A 20,052-nucleotide genomic window follows, 5' to 3' on the forward strand; every position below is an offset into this window, starting at 1 on the left:
AATCATGATCTTCTCATACCTACTACTCGGATCAGGTTCACTCGTACTCTGTCCATTCATTCCTATCAACTCCTTTTCCGTTACTTTTTAACTCACTCATTATATCTCTTTCATATTCTTTTGTACACGTGTATTTTCACATTGTTCTCCATGATATACAAAACATATAAAAAGGTTCCAGACAGAAAACATAAAAAGGGTAAAGTACACCATTGTACTATACCCTTTCTTAATTACTTATGCTCGTTTGCGCTCTTCTTCCTGTACTTTCGGTACAAGAACACTATGTTTCTTTGAATAACCAAAGTATACGACCACACCTAGTAATATCCAGATGCTAAAGTATAACCATGTAGAGCTAGGTAAATTAATCATTAAAAACACACACGTTCCGATAGATACAATTGGTAAGAACGGAACGAGAGGTACACGGAAGCCTCTCTTTAAAGAAGGATGCGATTTTCGTAAAATAATGACAGATAAGCCTACCATCGCAAACGTTAATAATGCACCAATATTCGCTAAATTTGCTAGGTCTTTCAAATCGATAAAACCAGCAACAAACGCTGCGATAACCCCTGATAGCCAGGTCGTCATTGTTGGCGCTTCTGTTTTTGGATTAATAGACGCAAAAGCTTTCGGAAGTAATCCGTCACGTGCCATTGAGTAGAATACACGAGTTGTTGCATAAATATATGCAAAAATAACGGCCATAATTCCAATGATTGCTCCAGCAGCAACTATCCCAGCAATTGCATCATGACCTACAGCATGTAGTACATACGCCATCGCCTCCGGAACATTCAACTCTGTGTACGAAACCATTCCCGTCATTACTAAACATACAGCAACATAAATAACTGTGCATACCGCAAGTGAAGTAATAATCCCAATCGGTAAGTCGCGTTGTGGATTTTTCACTTCTTCTGCCGATGTCGACAATGCATCAAACCCTAAAAACGCAAAGAATACAGCTGATGCACCAGCTAATACACCCTCCACTCCAAACGGCATAAATGGCGTCCAATTCTCTGGTTTCACATAAAATACTCCGACAACTAGGAATAAAAGAATAACTCCAATTTTTACCGCTACCATCATATTATTAACGCGTTTACTTTCTTTTGTTCCTTTTGAAAGTAACCATGTAATAAATAAAATAATGACAACAGCAGGCAAGTTAATAAGCCCACCATTACTCGGTATATTCATTAGCTTGTCCGGGAGATAGATTCCGAATCCCTCAAGGAACCCCCCTAAATAAGCAGACCAACCACCCGCAACTGCCGAAGTTGTTAACACGTACACAGATAACAATGTCCACCCCATTAAATGAGCAACGAACTCCCCAATTGTTATATACGTATAGGCGTAAGCACTTCCTGATACAGGTATTGTGGATGCAAACTCAGCATAACAAAGTGCTGCAAATCCACATACAATCGCTGCTAAAATAAAAGAAAGAATAACGGCCGGGCCAGCATCGCGTGCTGCAACAAGACCTGTTAATACAAGTACACCCGTTCCGATAACAGCTCCAATTCCCATTAACGTTAAATCCATTGCTCCTAACGTCTTCGTTATTTTTTTCTTTTCCCCATTATTTTGTAGAAGTCCTTCTACTGATTTACGCCTAAATAGTTGACTCATACTACGACGGCTCCTTCCATGTTACGAGTAAATTTCTTTTCCTCACTATACGGCTTTTATACATATTGACATATGACGTCATACAACGGAATATCTGATGTAGTCATGTCTAAAATCACTATACATCTATTCTTCTTGTAAAGCGTTTCATATGTAGCACTTACTACTTTATTTTCAATTCGGACTTTTGTCAACACTCGTCTAACGTCAAATAAATTGTATTATATTCCCATCTAATTATTTATATTTTTTCATCGTCACTGTATCCTTATACGACAAAAAAGCACGTCAGCAATTTTAACGCTAACGTGCTCCATTCTTTCTATTATCTCATGCATTACGCTCTTCCTTTTTCTTTGAGAAAAGAGCACCTACTAATAGGAATGTAGGTAATGCTGCTAATCCACTAATTAACAACCAATCTCTCGCTTTTATGGACACTGTGTTAAAGATTACTTGAAGTGGTGGGTAGTAAATAACTGCTAACATGACGCATGCTGAAATAATTACCGCCCCTACTAAATAGATATTTTGGAATGGATTACGATGGAAAATAGAACGCTCACTACGGCAATCGAACACGATAATTAATTGAGAGAATACTAACGTCGCAAATGCAACTGTTTGTGCATATGTTAAATCATTTGGATTCTGATTATAGGTAATAACGAACGCTATTAACGTGACAATCCCAATCATAAATCCACGACTAATGATTTTCCAACCAAGACTTCTTGCAAAGATTCCTTCTTTTGGATTACGCGGCTTACGCTTCATTACATCCCCTTCTGGAGAATCAAGCCCGAGCGCCATTGCCGGTAATCCATCCGTCACTAAGTTCACTAACAAAATTTGAATTGGTACGAGTGGTAACGGGAGAGTTAACATCAGCGCAAACAACATTACTAATATCTCTCCTACATTCGATGCTAATAAGTAACGAATGAACTTCCGAATATTTTCGTAAATATTACGTCCTTCTTTAATCGCCGCTTTAATCGTCGCAAAATTGTCATCTAATAGTACCAGTGCCGATGCTTCTTTCGCTACATCCGTTCCAGAAATCCCCATCGAAATACCGATGTCCGCACTCTTAATAGCGGGGGCATCATTCACTCCATCTCCTGTCATCGCAACGATATGTCCCTTATTTTGAAACGCCTTCACAATTTTCAACTTATGTTCTGGCGATACACGAGCAAATACATACGTGTCATCCACTACTCCCTCTAAGTCTTCAACACTCATATTAGTTAAATCATTTCCTTCTAATACACGTCCACCTTCTGGCAAAATACTTAACTGCTTTGCAATGGCTGTCGCCGTAATTTTATGATCTCCTGTAATCATCACTGTTTTAATCCCTGCTTCACGACACTCTTGCACAGCTTGTTTGACTTCAGGACGTGGCGGATCAATCATCCCTTGAATACCGACAAACGTCAATTGATTTTCTGCATCTTTCTCCGTTACTGACCTAGCTGTTTGTGGGAGTGGTTTGTACGCAATTGCAATCGTACGTAACGCATTACTACCTAACGTGTGAATCGTTTCTTGAATACGGTCTTTGTATTCTTTCGTCATGACTCTTAACTGATCATTCCACAGCACACCATTACTAATATTCAAAATAACATCAGGTGCTCCTTTTGTTACAACATACTTCTTCCCATTACGGTCTTTCACAATTACACTCATCATCTTTCTAGCTGAGTCAAATGGGAACTCATGAATTACTTCATATTGAGTAGCTAATGACTCTCTCGTAATTCCTGCTTTTCGTGCCGCAACGACAAGTGCTCCTTCCGTTGGATCACCGTCTAATATGAACTCTTTTTTTCGATTAATAATTTCTGTGTTATTACATAAATAACCGAATGTTAACATTTGATACAACGAACGGGAAGTCGTTGGATTAATTACTTTATCTCCCTTAAAAAATTCACCAACAGGCTCGTATCCCTTCCCATTTACATTCCATAACTCGCCAGCTGACCAAACATGAGTTACCATCATTTTATTTTGTGTCATCGTTCCTGTTTTATCTGAACAAATAACGGACGCACACCCTAATGTCTCTACTGCTTGTAATTTTCGTACAATCGCTCGCTTTTTAATCATTCGCTGAACACCAAGAGATAGTGCCACTGTCACAATAGCTGGTAACCCTTCTGGAATTGCAGCCACTGCAAGCGATACTCCTGCTAAAAACATATGGTACATATTATGACCTTGATAAATACCAAGTAAGACAACTAATGCAGTCAACCCTAAAGCAAGCACAATCAGAATTTTGCCGAGTTGCTCTAATTTTCGTTGAAGCGGCGTAATCATTACTTCAGCTGATTGTAGTAAATCTGCAATTTGCCCCATAGCAGTCTTCATACCAGTTGCCACAACAATTCCCATCCCTGAGCCACGTGTTACCATCGTACCCATAAAGGCCATGTTTTCTTGATCTCCTAAACCAATATGCGAACCATTTATCGCTTGTTCTTTCTTTTGAACCGGAACAGATTCCCCTGTGAGTGCAGATTCTTCTATGTACAAACTTGTTGCTTGAATAACACGAATATCCGCTCCAATCCGATCTCCACTGGAAAATTTAATAACATCCCCTACAACAATGTCTTTCGAAGCGACTTTAATCCAGTTACCGTTACGTCTCACTGTCACTTGTGGTGCTGCAAATTCTTTCAATGCTTGCAACGATTTCTCCGCCCTCGTCTCTTGCACAAATCCTAAGATACCATTCAAAATAACAATTGCAACAATTGCAATGGCATCAACGTACTCTCCTAGCAGTCCAGAAATAATCGTTGCTCCAATTAACACTAATACCATGAAATCTTTGAATTGAGATAGGAACAACACAAGAGCAGACTGCTTGTTCGTTTCTTTCAATTCATTCTTCCCAAACTTCGCTTGCCTTGCTTTCACATCTCCTTCCGACAAACCAGTCGCTACACTCGTATTTACCCGTTCTTCTACTTGGTCACCTCTTAATTCATACCAGTTCATTCCTTCACCTCATATCTAGATAACGTTGTCTACTGAAATACTATTCAGACTCGTCCTAATTAATGCTATAATTAACAAAATAAGAAATGAGATAACGACTATCACTTTCACCATTTGCTAGCCGTTTCACGAAATTCACATAGATAAAGGAAGTGTCTTTATGTCCTTTGATGGATTATTTACACATGCAATGACAACTGAGCTCACAACAGCAATTGAAACTGGACGAATTTCAAAAATATATCAGCCATCTAAATATGAGATTCTCCTTCATATTCGTGCAAAAGGAAAAAATCACAAACTCCTACTATGCGCACATCCAAGCTACGCACGAGTTCATCTTACGGAACACACATATGAGTCTCCTGCAACACCACCAATGTTTTGTATGTTATTACGCAAACATCTTGAAGGCGGTATTATTGAGGAAATATGCCAACTAGAGTTAGAACGCATTATTGAATTAAAAGTTCGTAGCAGAAATGAACTTGGTGACGAATCTTCTAAGCGTATCTTAATCGAAATTATGGGTCGCCATAGTAACATTCTCTTACTTGATGAAGAAGGTAAAATCCTCGATAGTTTGAAGCATCTCTCTCCCGCGGTCAATCGTCATCGTACCGTGTTACCAGGGTTCATGTACGTTGCACCACCAGCACAAAACAAACGTAATCCGCTTCTAGTAGAAAAAGAGGAAGATGTCATCATGCCACTCGATTTCCTTGCAGGAAAAATGGAGCAACAACTTGTACAAACATTCGCAGGTATTTCTCCAATTTTCGCAAAAGAAATTGTCGCAGAGGCAAAACTAGTGAACGAACGTACATTACCAAAAGCATTCTTTACGGCTGTTACACCGTTAAAAATAAACGAGATTACCGCTAATATGATCATTACCGATGATAAAGAGTATTTCTATATGCTCCCTCTCTCTCACATCCAAGGGGAAAGAAAGACATTCGCTACATTAAGCGAACTACTAGATCGTTTCTTCTTCGGTAAAGCTGAACGAGATCGCGTCAAACAACAAACAAATGATCTAGAGAAATTCCTAGCAAATGAACTGGCGAAAAACAAAAAGAAGCAAAAGAAGTTGCAACAATCACTCATTGATGCAGAAAAAGCCGATCGTTATCAACACCTTGGTGAATTAGTAACAGCAAATATTTATATGATGAAGCGCGGAGATAAACAAGTAGAAGTAATTGACTATTATGATGAGAATGGCGCAACTATTACCATCCCATTAAATCCGCTCAAATCACCTGCTGAAAATGCACAAAGCTACTTCCAAAAGTACCAAAAAGCAAAGAAATCTATTCTTCATATTCATGAACAATTAGAAAAAACAGCAGAAGAAATGATCTATATCGATAGCTTAATTCAACAAATGGAGGCCGCTTCTTCAAAAGATATTGAGGGAATTCGTGAAGAATTAGCTGAAGAGGGGTATATAAAAGCACGTATCGTTAAAAAGCAGAAGAAACAAACGAAGCCGATTTTAGATGAATACACATCAACAGATGGAACAACTATTTTAGTCGGAAAGAATAACAAACAAAATGAATACGTAACGAACAAGCTTGCAAGCCGGGACGACATTTGGCTGCACACAAAAGACATACCAGGCTCCCACGTCGTTATTCGTACAAAAGAGCCGAGTGACAAGACATTACTTGAGGCTGCACATCTAGCTGCTTATTTCAGTAAAAGTCGCAACTCTAGTTCTGTCCCAGTCGACTATACAGCCGTTCGTCATGTGAAAAAACCAAGCGGAGCAAAGCCCGGATTTGTGACGTATACGCACCAACAAACGATGTACGTGACGCCTAATGCCGATTTAGTATTACAGCTGTCAAAAAAATAAAAAATATCCAGTCCGTCAGCTCGGACTGGATATTTTTTATCCAATAATTCTTAAATTCGTTTCCTTTTTCAAATCAATAAACGTATCACCTACACGAACAAGTGGTTTTGTTAATTCATCATTTGAGAAGTATATAATTTCTCCTACTTGACCATCACTTAATGTGACAGTCTGATGAACGAAATGTTGTTTTAAATAATTGACAAATGGTAACACAATTTTCGGGTTTAGTTTTCCATCAAATGAATCTCTCTTAATTCGCTCTGCTGCATCTAATGGAGAAACCTTTCCACCAGCCACTTCTGATGAACATAGTCGGTCATACTTATCTGCGACCGTTACAATCTGAACCGGGAATGGTATCTTCTCTTCTGTATATCCGTGCGGGTAACCAGACCCATCACAAGCCTCATGATGTAAAAGTGCAGCAACTGGTACTAAGTAGTGAATACCCGGACTTCCTTTCAACAACTCGTATCCATACTGAGTATGCCTCTTGTCTTCTGATTCTTCTGATAATTCAAAGGAACCTTCTAATCCTACCTCTTGTTGTATTTTCAACTTCCCAATATCGTGAAGTAATCCCATCTCACCTAATTTACCTATTAAAGCATCTGGTACATTCAATATTTTTCCTATTAAAGCTGATAAGAAACCAACATTTACAGAGTGTTCATACGTAAGCGCATCTTGTGTATGCAATGCTCGACTCATATGCAATAAGTTATGTTCTTGCAACATATCCTCTAATAAAGAATGGAATGGTGTAATTGCATCTTCTAAGTTCGATACATTCCCATCTGCGACTTCTCCCATTAATTGCTTCATATGCTGTACAGCATCGTTATATTTTACATCATTAACTTCTTCTTCACATTCTGTTATATGTTCTGTTTTTACAGCGTGTCTTGCAAGTAAATTCATATGTGATTCTTGCATGTTGGTTCCCTTACTTAACAGCAATACACCGCCCTCTGTATAAATATCGTGCTGTAATATACCATTTACTATTTTATATGTTGTACTCATTCTCTTCCGCTTCCCCTTCCAAACTATCTATCCCTATATAATAAAAAGATCTTTGCGACTTCGTAAATCAATGCATTCATTGTCTACTAAAATTAAGGGCTTCGTTGGATGACCTTCAAAATAATAAATGATTTTTCCAAACTTCCCATTGTTCAAGAGAACTTCTTGGTTCAACATTTGACGCATGATGTATTCGATAAATGGTAAAATAATAACTGCATTTAATTTCCCTTCAAACGCCTCTTTCCTTAACTCTTCTGCTACATATAAAGGAGATTTCCCTTTAGAGTATGTTCGCTTTGCTGTCATCGCATCATACGTATCTGCAACAGAAAGGATTTGTACACAAAATGGGATTTGCTCTTTTTTCAAAGAAAACGGATAGCCTGTACCATCTAATCGTTCATGATGTAAAAGAGCACCTAATAAAACAAATCTATTTATCTTTTTATTACTCTTTAAAAGTTGATATCCATAAATAGGATGTTTTTTCACATGCGCATACTCATCATCAGACAATCGTGCTGGCTTATGTAAAATTGATTCCTGAATACGTAGTTTCCCAATATCATGTAAGAAACCCATCTGCCCTAAGATATGATTCACTTTATCTGGGAATCCAAGTATTTTTCCTATTAACCCCGCAAGCAAGCCAACATTAATAGAATGACAATAAATAGAATGGTCATATCCTTGAAGTAGTTCAATAAATTCTGCTAAATGACGCGTATGCAACATCTCTTCTAACAACCCTGAAAATGTTTCTATCGTCCCATCTATCTCTTCTACTAAGTCACCTTCTCCCGACTCAATAAGATTCCTTAAATGGTCCATATTTAATTGTACGTCATTTAAAAGCTGTTCAAATTGTTGCATAGGGATTCTGTCTCGTCTCTGTGCCTCTAAACGATGCCTTTTCAACAAAGCTAATTGCCTTTCTGTAACTTTCGTCCCCTTACTAAGAAGCAACCCTCCCATTTCCCCATATATATTCTCTTTTAACACTTCATCTAGTAGGTTATCTATCTCAAAACTATTACTTTTCTCCATTATGACCGCCCTATAAAATGGATTCACTATCTAAGTATTCTTACAGATTATTATACATATTTTTCTAGGGAATTACAAAGTTATAATCTCAAAAAAAGGGACAAATTACCTAATATCAATATAATATTATGATGTTATCTGTAAAAAAAATGTTTACAAATTTTTTCTCTTGTACTATACTTGGTTCAATCATTTCATAACATAAATCGTCGAATAAGAAGAGTACGTATAATTGCTGCGTTTCAGAGAGCTGGGGATGGTGGAATCCAGTACGACACATTATACCGAATGGACTTAGGAGAGGCTAGCTGAACATATATAGTAGGCAGCACGGGTTCCGCCGTTAAAAGGATAGGGTATCAGAAATATATTCTCGTACCTGATGAGTGGGATTATTTATCCAATTGAGGTGGCACCACGGTATTTGTATATATCGCCCTCTATATGTGTATCAACATATAGAGGGCTTTTTGTCGTCTATCATTATTTTTCTATACTAGATAACCTTAAAGGAGGTATTATTCATGAACAAAAATCAACAATGGACATCGAAATTAGGATTTATCCTTGCCGCTGCAGGCGCATCAATCGGGCTTGGCGCGATTTGGAAGTTTCCTTATATGGCCGGTAATAATGGTGGCGGAGCATTCTTCATCTTGTTCTTACTTTTCACATTAATAATTGGTGTACCTTTATTACTAGCCGAATTTATTATTGGTCGTAGTACACAAAAAGAAGCAATTAGCGCCTATAAAGCAATTGCTCCTAACTCTTTCTGGTCACTTATTGGCCGCCTAGGAATGGCCACTGCATCAATCGTGCTGTCATTCTATAGTGTAGTTGGTGGCTGGATTATGATTTATTTATTTTATGCTTTAACAGGAAAGTTATGGGAGCATAATAATGATTTCGGCGCAATGTTTGGTGCTACTATCTCAAATCCTTATATTGCAGTCGGTGCACAGTTCCTATTCTTACTATGTACAATATTTATTGTTAGCTTAGGTGTCCAAAAAGGACTAGAACTAGCTAATAAATATATGATGCCATTATTGTTTGTTTTATTTATTGTATTAATCGTTCGGTCTCTTACATTTGAAGGAGCAATGCAAGGGGTTGAGTTTCTATTAAAGCCTGATTTTTCAGCCGTTACAGCACAAACATTATTGGATGCCATGGGACAGGCACTATTCTCCTTAACAGTTGGTGCATCTGTTATGATTACGTATAGCTCTTATTTATCGAAGAAAGAAAGTTTAACAAAGTCAACAACATCAATCGTATCGTTAACAATTATCATTACATTACTAGCTGGATTAGCTATTTTCCCTGCAATCTTTGCGATGGGGATGCAACCAGCACAAGGTCCTGATTTATTATTTATCGCATTACCATATATTTTTGCGAATATCCCATTTGGAAAAGTATTTTTCGTATTTTTCCTAGTTGCATTCTTCTTCGCAACATTAACATCGGCAATTTCTATGTTAGAAATTACCGTATCTAGTTTCTCAAAGAACAACACGAAAAAGCGTCCAAAGATAGCTGCAATTATTGGTTTATGTGTGTTCGTTGTTGGAATACCATCAGCTCTATCATTCGGTCTCTTAAGCGAACCGGTCTTATTTGGCAAAACAGTCTTTGATTTAGCTGATTTCGCAGCAAGTAATATTATGTTACCTCTAGGTGCTTTACTTATTGCTTTGTTCGCACCACTAAAAGTATCTAAGCAGGTCGTACAAGAAGAATTAAGTATCGGTACAAAACACGGACATATTTGGGTTAATGCTTGGTATTTCTTAATTCGATTTGTTGTTCCAATTGCAGTTCTTCTTATTTTCTTAAATGTTGTAGGAGTTTTCTCCTTATTTAACTAAACATAAAAGACACTCGGTATGAATACCGAGTGTCTTTTGCATTTAATTATTTATGACCATCCAAGATTCATCTTGTGGATTCCTACGCCATCCTGTTAATTTCATTAACTCTTCTTCTGAGATGATTCCTTTTTCTCTTGCTACTTCTGTTAAAGCTGTATAGTCACTCAACGATACGTTCTTCACATTCGCTTCTTTCATACGTTCTTTTCCAACTTCTAATTCATATGTAAAGATTGATACAACTCCTAACACTTCACAACCAGCTTGGCGTAGTGCTTCTACACATGTAATCACACTTCCACCTGTTGAAATTAAATCTTCTACGATCACAACTTTTTGACCAGGCGCTACTTTTCCTTCAATTTGGTTTCCTTTGCCGTGCTCTTTTGCCTTACTACGAACGTAGCACATCGGAGCATTTAACACATCACTTACCCATGCAGCGTGTGGGATACCTGCTGTTGCTGTACCAGCAATGACATCAACTTCTGGATAATACTCTTCAACTAACTTTGCTAATCCTGTTGCAATATCTTTACGAACTTCTGGATAAGACAACGTTAAACGGTTATCACAATAAATTGGCGACTTAATACCTGATGACCATGTGAATGGCTCATTTGGTTTTAAAAATACTGCGCCAATCGTTAATAAATGTTCTGCTATTTGCTGTTTCATACAGTTTGTCCCTCCATTTGTTCTTTTACTAGTTTGTATGTGTGTAATGGATTGCTAGCTTTCGTAATAGAACGACCTACAACAATATAACTGCTTCCTTTTTCTCTCGCAATTTCTGGTGTTGCTACACGTGCTTGATCGTCCACAGAATCAGATGCTAAACGGATACCTGGTGTAACTGTCGCAAATTCTTCACCGCACGTTTGGCGTAATAGCGCTACTTCATGGACAGAACATACAACTCCGTCTAATCCACTCTCTTTCGCTAACTTTGCATATTGAACAACTGCTACGTTTAACGTAAGTGGAATCATTAATTCTTTTTGCATTACTTCTTCTGTCGTACTTGTTAATTGTGTGACAGCGATACATAATGGACGCTCTTTTCCTTCTGGTGTACCTTCTTGCAAACCTTCTAATGCAGCTTGCATCATCTTACTTCCACCTGCAGCATGAACATTTACCATATCTACATCTAATCGTGCCAAGTTACGCATCGCGCTCTTTACTGTATTCGGGATGTCATGTAGCTTTAAGTCTAAGAAAATTTGATGTCCTTTTTCTTTTAAATAGGTGATGATGCTATTTCCTTCTTTGTAAAAAAGCTCCATACCTACTTTCACATAAAGCTTCTCTTCACCAAAGTTTGCTAGAAATGTTTCTACTTCTTGTTTACTTGAGAAATCAAGGGCAATAATTACGTTGTTAGACATACTTCTTTCCAGCTCCTTCCGTGACACTCTGATATATGATCAAATCCTAACTTATCTAATAATGCTGGTAACTCTTCAATGATTTTCGGACAAACAAATGGATCAACGAAGTTTTGGGTTCCTACTGCAACTGCACTTGCACCTGCGTAGAAGTATTCAATAACATCTTCTGCTGATTGAATTCCACCCATTCCGATAATCGGGATGTTCACCACTTGACTTACTTGATGAATCATACGGATTGCAACCGGCTTAATAGCTGGCCCTGATAATCCACCCATACCATTCGCCAAGATAGGCTTACCCGTCTTCAAATCAATCCGCATGCCAAGTAACGTATTAATCATCGTTAGGCCATCCGCCCCTGCTTGTTCGACTGCTTGCGCAATCTCCACGATATTCGCTACGTTCGGTGATAACTTCACGTATACAGGTACTTCCGATACTTCTTTTACACGTCTCGTTAACTCCGCTGCCACTTCCGGTACCGTCCCAAACGCAATCCCACCTGTTTTTACATTAGGGCATGAAATATTTAGTTCTAATGCATGTACATTTGGCGCTTTTGCTATTTCCCGGGCAACGTGTACATAATCTTCTGTTTGAGAACCGGCCACGTTTGCGATAATCGGAAGATCAAATTGCTCTAACCAAGGCAACTCTTCTGCCATTACTTTCTCTAAACCTGGATTTTGAAGTCCAATTGCATTTAACATTCCACCCGGCGTTTCTGCAACACGAGGTGTCGGATTGCCAAAGCGTGGTTCTGCTGTTGTCGCTTTAATCATAATAGATCCTAGAACGCTAAGGTCATACAAGTTCGCGAATTCTCGGCCGAATCCGAAACAACCTGATGCAGGGATAATTGGATTTTTCAAACTTAACCCTGGTAATTCAACCGCTAATCGATTCATAGCACAACCTCCCCTGCTCTAAATACTGGTCCATCTACACATACTTTTTTATATGTATGACCATTTGGGTCATCTTGCTTATGACACACACATGCGAAACATGCACCAATACCACAAGCCATTCGTTCTTCTAATGAAATGTATACTTTTTTGTGACCGTAATTTCGCTCCAGGGCACGAAGCATTGGTGTTGGACCACACGAGTATAAAACATCAAACGAAATACCTTGTTCTTCAATAACAGTTGTCACGAAACCTTTCGTTCCATGTGTGCCGTCAACTGTTGCGATATATGTGTCCCCTAATTCGTTAAATTTCTCTTCATAGAACACAACGTCCTTCGTCTGGAAACCTAATACGTGAATGACTTTCACACCTGATGCTACTAAGCGCTTTGATAGTTCATATAGTGGTGGTACACCAATTCCCCCACCTACAAGTAACGCTGTATCACCTACTTGCGCTTCTCTCACCGGGAAGCCATTTCCTAGTGGACCGAGAATATCTACGTTTTCACCAACACGACGTTTTGATAGAATCGTTGTCCCTTTTCCTTCTGCACGGTATAACATCGTGAATTGCTTCTTCTCTCTATCAATCTGACAAATACTAATTGGGCGGCGTAGCAGAGGCGTATCGCCCTCTGCTACTTTTATATTTACGAACTGCCCTGGTTCGTTCATCTCATCAACTAAGCTACCTTCAAGAACAAGTTCAAAAATATCTTGTGCGATTTCTTCTTGCTTTACTAGCTTCATATGTTGTTGTTTGATCATGAATATACCACCTGACGTTTCTCTGCCTTTTTCATTGAGTATGCTGAGAATGTCATTGACTCGATAACACGCAAGATTGCGCGTGTCGTATCAAGTGAGGTTAAGCACGCTACACCGTTCTCTACTGATTCACGACGAATGCGGAAACCATCACGTGCTGGTTGTTTTCCTTTCGTTAACGTGTTAATAACGAACTGTGCTTTTCCTTGGCGAATGATATCCAGTAAGTTGTTCTCACCATCACCAATCTTATTAACAACTGTCGCCGGAATATTCTCTTTCTTTAATAATTCCGCTGTACCACTCGTAGCTAAAATATTGTAGCCAATGTCATTGAAGCGGCGAGCAATATCAATTGCCTCTACTTTATCATGATCTGCAACTGTAATAATTACTGATCCGTAAGTCGGAATGTTAATTCCTGACGCTACTAATCCTTTGTATAATGCTTTCTCAAGGGTCGTATCTTTCCCCATTACTTCACCAGTCGATTTCATTTCTGGTCCTAATGTAATGTCTACTGAACGTAACTTCGCAAACGAGAATACCGGTGCTTTTACATATACTTCATTTTCTTCTGGATGGTATGCTGTACCATATCCTAACTCTTCAAGTGAGATACCTAAGATTACTTTCGTTGCAAGGTTTGCCATCGGTACGTTCGTGATTTTACTTAAGAACGGTACTGTACGGCTTGATCGTGGGTTAACTTCAATTACGTATACTTCATTTTCGAAGACGACGAATTGGATATTTAGTAGTCCAACAATCTCTAATCCTCTTGCTAGGCGAATTGTATAGTCAATGATTTTATCTTTCACTTCTTGTGTTAAGCTTTGCGGTGGATATACTGCGATACTATCACCAGAGTGAACTCCTGCACGCTCGATATGTTCCATAATACCTGGGATATAGACGTTCTTTCCGTCTGAAATACCGTCTACTTCGATTTCTTTACCAATCATGTAGCGGTCTACTAATACTGGATGTTCTGGATTTACATTTACCGCATTTTGCATGTAGTGCAATAACTCTTCCTCTTTATACACGATTTCCATCGCGCGTCCACCTAGTACATAAGAAGGTCTTACTAATACTGGATAACCGATTTCCGTCGCAATTGCTACTGCTTCTTCCACTGTCGTCGCTGTTTTCCCTTTTGGTTGTGGAATATTTAATTCTTGCAATGCTGCTTCAAACTTATCACGGTTCTCTGCACGGTCTAACGCTTCTAATGATGTTCCTAAAATCTTCACACCACGCTCTGCTAATTTTGCAGCTAAGTTAATTGCTGTTTGACCACCGAATTGAACGATAACCCCTTCTGGCTTCTCATGATCAATAACGTGCATCACATCTTCAATTGTTAGCGGTTCAAAGTATAATTTATCTGAAATAGAGAAGTCTGTTGAAACTGTCTCTGGGTTGTTGTTAATAATAACTGCTTCATAACCAGCTTCTTTAATCGCCCATACAGAGTGTACTGTTGCGTAATCGAACTCTACACCTTGACCGATACGAATTGGGCCAGATCCTAGTACTACTACACTCTTACGGTCTGTTACAATTGATTCGTTCTCTTCTTCGTATGTTCCGTAGAAGTATGGTGTTGCTGATTCAAACTCCGCCGCACACGTATCAACCATTTTATACACTGGCATCATGCTTAACTCTTTACGCTTGTTATACAAGTCAATTTCTTTCATTCCCCAAACTGCTGCAATGTATGCATCACTGAAGCCTAATTCTTTCACTTCTTGAAGAACAACTACGTCTCCTACATTGTTACGAAGCTTCTCTTCATATTTAATGATGTTCTCTATTTTGTGTAAGAAGAAGTAATCTACTTCACACCATGCATGAATGTCTTCTAATGTTACCCCTTGACGAATTGCCTCTGCGATGATGAACATTCTCTCGTCATCTGCTTTTTCAATACGGCGCTTCATTTCGTCACGGTCCATGCCTTTTAAGTGCTCCATTTCAAGATGGTATACACCAAGCTCTAATGAGCGAACAGCTTTTAAAATCGATTGTTCAAACGTACGACCTATTGCCATTACTTCACCAGTTGCCTTCATCTGTGTTCCTAGCTTACGGTTCGCTGATTCAAACTTATCAAACGGCCAGCGTGGGATTTTCGATACGATGTAGTCAAGTGCTGGCTCGAAACATGCGTAAGATGTTTTCGTTACTGGGTTAATAATTTCATCTAACGTTAAGCCCACTGCAATTTTCGCCGCTAACTTCGCAATTGGATACCCAGTCGCTTTCGATGCTAATGCAGATGAACGACTTACACGAGGGTTAACCTCAATTACATAGTAGTTAAAGCTATGCGGATCTAATGCAAGCTGTACATTACATCCACCTTCAATACCTAGTGCACGGATAATCTTTAATGATGTGTTACGTAACATTTGGTATTCACGGTCACTTAACGTTTGTGATGGTGCCACTACGATGGAGTCTCCTGTATGTACACCTACTGGATCGAAGTTTTCCATGTTACATACTACAATTGCGTTGTCATTTGCATCACGCATTACTTCGTATTCAATCTCTTTGCAACCTGCAATTGATTTTTCTAATAAACATTGTGTTGCTGGTGATAACTTTAATCCATTTGATACGATTTCTACTAACTCTTCATCATTTGAACAAATACCACCACCAGTTCCACCCATTGTGAATGCTGGGCGAACGATTACTGGATAGCCAATTTCCACTACGAAGTCTTTCGCTTCTTGCAGTGTGTGGATGATTGTACTTTCTGGGATTGGCTCGTTCAATTCTTGCATTAAGTTACGGAATAACTCACGGTCTTCTGCTTGCTCGATTGCTGATAATTTCGTTCCTAATACTTCAACACCACACTCTTCTAATACACCGCTTTTTGCTAATTCAACCGCTAAGTTCAGTCCTGTTTGACCTCCAAGCGTCGGTAAAAGCGCATCCGGACGCTCTTTACGAATAATGCGTGTTACAAATTCTAACGTTAATGGCTCAATGTACACTTTATCTGCTGTTTCTGTATCAGTCATGATTGTTGCAGGGTTTGAGTTAACAAGAATTACTTTGTATCCTTCTTCTCGTAACGATTGGCATGCCTGTGTTCCCGAGTAATCAAACTCCGCTGCTTGCCCGATAATGATAGGTCCCGATCCGATTACTAAAATAGTTTCAATGTCTACGCGTTTTGGCATAACTCTTCCCCTTCTTTCTTAAAGTTTGTGATCATTTGTAAGAACTCGTCAAATAAGTAGTTTGCATCTTCTGGTCCTGCTGACGCTTCTGGATGGTATTGAACTGTAAATGCTGGTAATGTTTTGTGTTTTAATCCTTCTACCGTTCCATCATTTAACGCAACGTGTGTTACTTCTAACTCTGTACCTTCTAATGAATCCATCTCAACCGCATAACCGTGGTTTTGTGATGTGATTGCTACTTTACCTGTTTTTACGTCTTTTACTGGATGGTTTGATCCGCGGTGACCGAATTTCAATTTACTTGTGTTTCCACCACCTGCAAGTCCGAATAACTGATGACCTAAGCAAATACCGAACAATGGAATTTTTCCTAGTACACCTTTAATCATTTCAATTCCTTCTACTACATCTTTTGGATCTCCAGGGCCGTTACTTAACATGATGCCATCTGGATTTAAGCGTAAAATTTCTTCTGCTGTTGTGTTATAAGGAACAACGATTACGTCACAGTCACGTTTGTTTAATTCGCGTAAAATACCATGCTTCATTCCGAAGTCTACTAATACAACACGGTATCCACGACCTGGACTTGGGTATGCATCTCTCGTTGATACACGCTTCACGTGATCTGTGAAGAATGATGTAATACGTAGTTCATTCACTACTTCATCGATGTTTGCTTCCATACTGCATAGTCGACCTTTTAATGTTCCGTATTGACGGATAATACGTGTTAACTTACGTGTATCAATTCCTTCTAATCCTGGAATGTTCTTTTCTTTTAAATATGCATCTACCGTTTGTTCATTTCGGAAGTTTGATGGATGTTCGCAAAGCTCACGAACGATTAAGCCGTGAATTGCTGGGCGAATTGTTTCAAAGTCATCACGGTTAATACCATAGTTTCCTATTAATGGATACGTTAGTGTAACGATTTGTCCGCAGTATGACGGGTCTGATAAAATTTCTTGATATCCTGTCATAGCAGTCGTGAAGACAACTTCACCATTTTTTTCTACATCAGCGCCGAACGCTTTACCTACGAATACTGTTCCATCTTCTAAAATTAGTTGTCTTTTCATACGTTTACACTCTCCTTTTGATACACAATGTTTCCATTTACAATGGTCATTACTGGCCATCCTTGGCATTCCCAGCCAGTGAATGGTGTATTTTTCCCTTTTGAAGCGAAGTGTGTCGGATCAATCGTTTGGCTATGTTCTAAGTCAACGATTGTAAGGTCCGCTACCGCTCCTTCTACTAAAAATCCTTTATTAATTCCGAAAGTTTCGGCAGGTTTGATTGTTAAGAAATCAACTAATTGCTTTAATGTTATGACTTCTCTTTTTACAAAGTAGCTATATAACAATGGGAATGCTGTTTCTAATCCAACGATACCAAACGGTGCACGCTGCATTCCTTGGGCCTTTTCGTCCTCCGTATGAGGAGCGTGGTCTGTCGCAATCATATCGATTGTTCCGTCTAGTAACCCTTCAATTAATGCTTCTTGATCTTCTTTCCCACGTAATGGCGGATTCATCTTGTAATTTGTATCTAAGCCTGGAATATTGCCATCATTCAGTAATAAATGGTGTGGTGATACTTCCGCTGTTACGTTAATACCAGCTCGCTTCGCATCACGTACAACACGGACCGAACCTTTCGTACTAATATGGCACACATGATAATGACAGCCTGTTGCTTCTGCTAATAACACGTCACGCGCGATATGTACTGATTCACATACAGAAGGAATACCGTTCAGGCCATGTTTCTTTGAGAACTCGCCTTCATGTACACACCCTTTGTGGATTAATGTATTTTCTTCACAGTGAGCAACAACACTCACGCCAAGCTCTGCTGCTTTCGTCATCGCTTGCAGCATCATATCTGCTGATTGCACGCCTACTCCGTCATCTGTGAAAGCGAATGCTCCCGCTTCTTTTAATCCAGCAAAGTCTGTTAACTCTTCTCCGATTTGACGAGTTGTAATAGATGCATAAGGAAGTACATTCACGATTGCCGTTTCCTTAATGCGATTTGTTAACCAATTCATTTGCTCGACTGTATCTGGTACCGGTCGTGTATTTGGCATTGCACAAATTGTTGTGAACCCACCTCGTGCGGCTGCCTTTGCACCCGTTTCAATCGTTTCTTTATGTTCTCCACCTGGTTCACGAACGTGTACATGCACATCAATGAATCCTGGTGTAATTAATTTTCCGTCTAATTCTACTACCTCGATATTTGTTGCCTCTATGCATGGAGAAATGGTAGCAATTTTTCCTTCTTCCACTAATACGTCTACTACTTGTAATGTTCCTTCTTCGTTTAACATACGACCATTTTTAAGCAAGTACTTCATTTTCAATTCCTCCTAACACATTTGGTAATGCTCGTTTTAAGACAGCCATTCTTACATACACACCATTCTCCATTTGCTTGAAGATTCGTGAACGTTCACATTCTACTAGTTCACTCGCAATTTCTACATCTCGATTAAATGGTGCTGGGTGCATAATAATACTTGCGACTTTCATTCGTTCCTCACGCTCTACAGATAAACCGTATGTGTGTAAGAAACTATCCATCATCTCTCCGGCTTTCATTTCATGACGCTCGTGTTGTACACGAAGTAACATCACCACGTCTACATCATCGATTACATCATCGATATGAACGTATGCCCCGTATGTGTTTGTCTCATCTTGCCATTTTTCTGGACAAGCGAAGTACACCGTCGCTCCTAACCTCGTTAGCATTTCGGCATTCGATCTCGCTACACGGCTATGGCGTATATCTCCGACGATGGCTACTTTCAATCCATCGAATAGACCAAATTCTTGTTTAATTGTCAGTAAATCTAGCAAACATTGTGTTGGATGATTACCACATCCATCCCCAGCGTTTAACACTGGAATGTCTATCTTACCAACCAACTCATCAAAGTAACGATCTTCCGTATGGCGAATGACAACTGCTTTTGTACCAATCGATTGAAGTGTTTTCACTGTGTCGTATAACGTTTCTCCCTTTTGCACACTAGAACTTTCTGCCGCGAAATTTAGTACATCTAAGCCTAAGCGTTTCTCTGCTACTTCGAAACTGAAACGCGTTCGCGTTGAATTCTCAAAGAACAAGTTTGCGACAAACGTCTGCTCTATTGCTTTCGTTTCTTTACCATCTGCAATTGCTTGTGCTTCTTCTAAGATGTCTAACACTTCTTGCACAGAAAGTTCACTCATCGTTAATAAGTGTTTCATGC

Annotated in this window: 14 protein-coding genes and 1 other annotated feature; of the genes, 2 read left to right on the plus strand and 12 right to left on the minus strand. The window is 39.1% G+C overall.

From position 1 onward, the window contains the following. Positions 1-237: 237 nt before the first annotated feature. Positions 238-1,650 carry an amino acid permease gene (locus tag IEV41_RS07480; RefSeq protein WP_188387766.1) on the minus strand — a complete coding sequence of 471 codons (1,413 nt, stop codon included), beginning with the start codon at positions 1,648-1,650 and terminating at the stop codon, positions 238-240. A gap of 330 nt (positions 1,651-1,980) precedes the next feature. After that, positions 1,981-4,671: a cation-translocating P-type ATPase gene (locus tag IEV41_RS07485; RefSeq protein WP_188387767.1), complete on the minus strand. Its 2,691-nt coding sequence runs from the start codon at positions 4,669-4,671 to the stop codon at positions 1,981-1,983. A gap of 160 nt (positions 4,672-4,831) precedes the next feature. Here IEV41_RS07485 and IEV41_RS07490 point away from each other — a divergent pair, with 160 nt between their 5' ends. Further along, complete coding sequence (locus IEV41_RS07490) at positions 4,832-6,538, plus strand: Rqc2 family fibronectin-binding protein (RefSeq protein WP_188387768.1); 1,707 nt, start codon at positions 4,832-4,834, stop codon at positions 6,536-6,538. Positions 6,539-6,574: 36 nt separating this feature from the next. Here IEV41_RS07490 and IEV41_RS07495 read toward each other — a convergent pair whose 3' ends face one another. Further along, the gene (locus tag IEV41_RS07495) at positions 6,575-7,567 is read right to left on the minus strand and encodes an HD-GYP domain-containing protein (protein ID WP_188387769.1); all 993 of its coding nucleotides are present in this window, start codon (positions 7,565-7,567) and stop codon (positions 6,575-6,577) included. A 33-nt stretch (positions 7,568-7,600) separates the two neighbouring features. Continuing rightward, on the minus strand, positions 7,601-8,617 hold the full coding sequence (locus tag IEV41_RS07500; RefSeq protein WP_188387770.1) for an HD-GYP domain-containing protein: 1,017 nt from the start codon (positions 8,615-8,617) through the stop codon (positions 7,601-7,603). A gap of 200 nt (positions 8,618-8,817) precedes the next feature. Further along, positions 8,818-9,061 (plus strand) — a binding site (T-box leader). 80 nt (positions 9,062-9,141) lie between these two features. On the opposite strand from IEV41_RS07500, the gene IEV41_RS07505 reads away from it, so the two are divergent. Beyond that, positions 9,142-10,494, plus strand: coding sequence for a sodium-dependent transporter (locus tag IEV41_RS07505; protein WP_188387771.1), 1,353 nt, complete (start codon positions 9,142-9,144; stop codon positions 10,492-10,494). Between the two features lie 42 nt (positions 10,495-10,536). Here IEV41_RS07505 and pyrE read toward each other — a convergent pair whose 3' ends face one another. From pyrE to IEV41_RS07545, 8 genes are read right to left on the minus strand one after another with little or no spacing between them, the layout of a single operon-like run. Then, positions 10,537-11,175 carry an orotate phosphoribosyltransferase gene (gene pyrE / locus IEV41_RS07510; protein ID WP_188387772.1) on the minus strand — a complete coding sequence of 213 codons (639 nt, stop codon included), beginning with the start codon at positions 11,173-11,175 and terminating at the stop codon, positions 10,537-10,539. Continuing rightward, the gene (gene pyrF / locus IEV41_RS07515; RefSeq protein WP_188387773.1) at positions 11,172-11,888 is read right to left on the minus strand and encodes an orotidine-5'-phosphate decarboxylase; all 717 of its coding nucleotides are present in this window, start codon (positions 11,886-11,888) and stop codon (positions 11,172-11,174) included. Before pyrF ends, pyrE begins: the two co-directional genes overlap by 4 nt. Continuing rightward, positions 11,873-12,802, minus strand: coding sequence for a dihydroorotate dehydrogenase (locus tag IEV41_RS07520; protein WP_188387774.1), 930 nt, complete (start codon positions 12,800-12,802; stop codon positions 11,873-11,875). Before IEV41_RS07520 ends, pyrF begins: the two co-directional genes overlap by 16 nt. Further along, on the minus strand, positions 12,799-13,578 hold the full coding sequence (locus IEV41_RS07525) for a dihydroorotate dehydrogenase electron transfer subunit (RefSeq protein ID WP_188387775.1): 780 nt from the start codon (positions 13,576-13,578) through the stop codon (positions 12,799-12,801). Before IEV41_RS07525 ends, IEV41_RS07520 begins: the two co-directional genes overlap by 4 nt. Beyond that, entirely contained in the window at positions 13,575-16,784 is a 3,210-nt protein-coding gene (gene carB / locus IEV41_RS07530; RefSeq protein WP_188387776.1) for a carbamoyl-phosphate synthase large subunit, read from the minus strand. Before carB ends, IEV41_RS07525 begins: the two co-directional genes overlap by 4 nt. Beyond that, the gene (locus IEV41_RS07535) at positions 16,769-17,869 is read right to left on the minus strand and encodes a carbamoyl phosphate synthase small subunit (RefSeq protein WP_188387777.1); all 1,101 of its coding nucleotides are present in this window, start codon (positions 17,867-17,869) and stop codon (positions 16,769-16,771) included. Before IEV41_RS07535 ends, carB begins: the two co-directional genes overlap by 16 nt. After that, on the minus strand, positions 17,866-19,152 hold the full coding sequence (pyrC, locus tag IEV41_RS07540; protein WP_188387778.1) for a dihydroorotase: 1,287 nt from the start codon (positions 19,150-19,152) through the stop codon (positions 17,866-17,868). Before pyrC ends, IEV41_RS07535 begins: the two co-directional genes overlap by 4 nt. Further along, entirely contained in the window at positions 19,136-20,050 is a 915-nt protein-coding gene (locus IEV41_RS07545) for an aspartate carbamoyltransferase catalytic subunit (protein ID WP_188387779.1), read from the minus strand. Before IEV41_RS07545 ends, pyrC begins: the two co-directional genes overlap by 17 nt. Positions 20,051-20,052 lie beyond the last annotated feature (2 nt).

Source organism: Priestia taiwanensis, from assembly GCF_014638355.1.
Lineage (GTDB): Bacteria > Bacillota > Bacilli > Bacillales > Bacillaceae_G > Priestia_D > Priestia_D taiwanensis.

Coding starts and splice junctions, on each gene's coding strand:
- IEV41_RS07480 (WP_188387766.1), bottom strand. CDS start 1,650: ATGAGTCAACTATTTAGGCGTAAATCAGTAGAAGGACTTCTACAAAAT.
- IEV41_RS07485 (WP_188387767.1), bottom strand. CDS start 4,671: ATGAACTGGTATGAATTAAGAGGTGACCAAGTAGAAGAACGGGTAAAT.
- IEV41_RS07490 (WP_188387768.1), top strand. CDS start 4,832: ATGTCCTTTGATGGATTATTTACACATGCAATGACAACTGAGCTCACA.
- IEV41_RS07495 (WP_188387769.1), bottom strand. CDS start 7,567: ATGAGTACAACATATAAAATAGTAAATGGTATATTACAGCACGATATT.
- IEV41_RS07500 (WP_188387770.1), bottom strand. CDS start 8,617: ATGGAGAAAAGTAATAGTTTTGAGATAGATAACCTACTAGATGAAGTG.
- IEV41_RS07505 (WP_188387771.1), top strand. CDS start 9,142: ATGAACAAAAATCAACAATGGACATCGAAATTAGGATTTATCCTTGCC.
- pyrE (WP_188387772.1), bottom strand. CDS start 11,175: ATGAAACAGCAAATAGCAGAACATTTATTAACGATTGGCGCAGTATTT.
- pyrF (WP_188387773.1), bottom strand. CDS start 11,888: ATGTCTAACAACGTAATTATTGCCCTTGATTTCTCAAGTAAACAAGAA.
- IEV41_RS07520 (WP_188387774.1), bottom strand. CDS start 12,802: ATGAATCGATTAGCGGTTGAATTACCAGGGTTAAGTTTGAAAAATCCA.
- IEV41_RS07525 (WP_188387775.1), bottom strand. CDS start 13,578: ATGATCAAACAACAACATATGAAGCTAGTAAAGCAAGAAGAAATCGCA.
- carB (WP_188387776.1), bottom strand. CDS start 16,784: ATGCCAAAACGCGTAGACATTGAAACTATTTTAGTAATCGGATCGGGA.
- IEV41_RS07535 (WP_188387777.1), bottom strand. CDS start 17,869: ATGAAAAGACAACTAATTTTAGAAGATGGAACAGTATTCGTAGGTAAA.
- pyrC (WP_188387778.1), bottom strand. CDS start 19,152: ATGAAGTACTTGCTTAAAAATGGTCGTATGTTAAACGAAGAAGGAACA.
- IEV41_RS07545 (WP_188387779.1), bottom strand. CDS start 20,050: ATGAAACACTTATTAACGATGAGTGAACTTTCTGTGCAAGAAGTGTTA.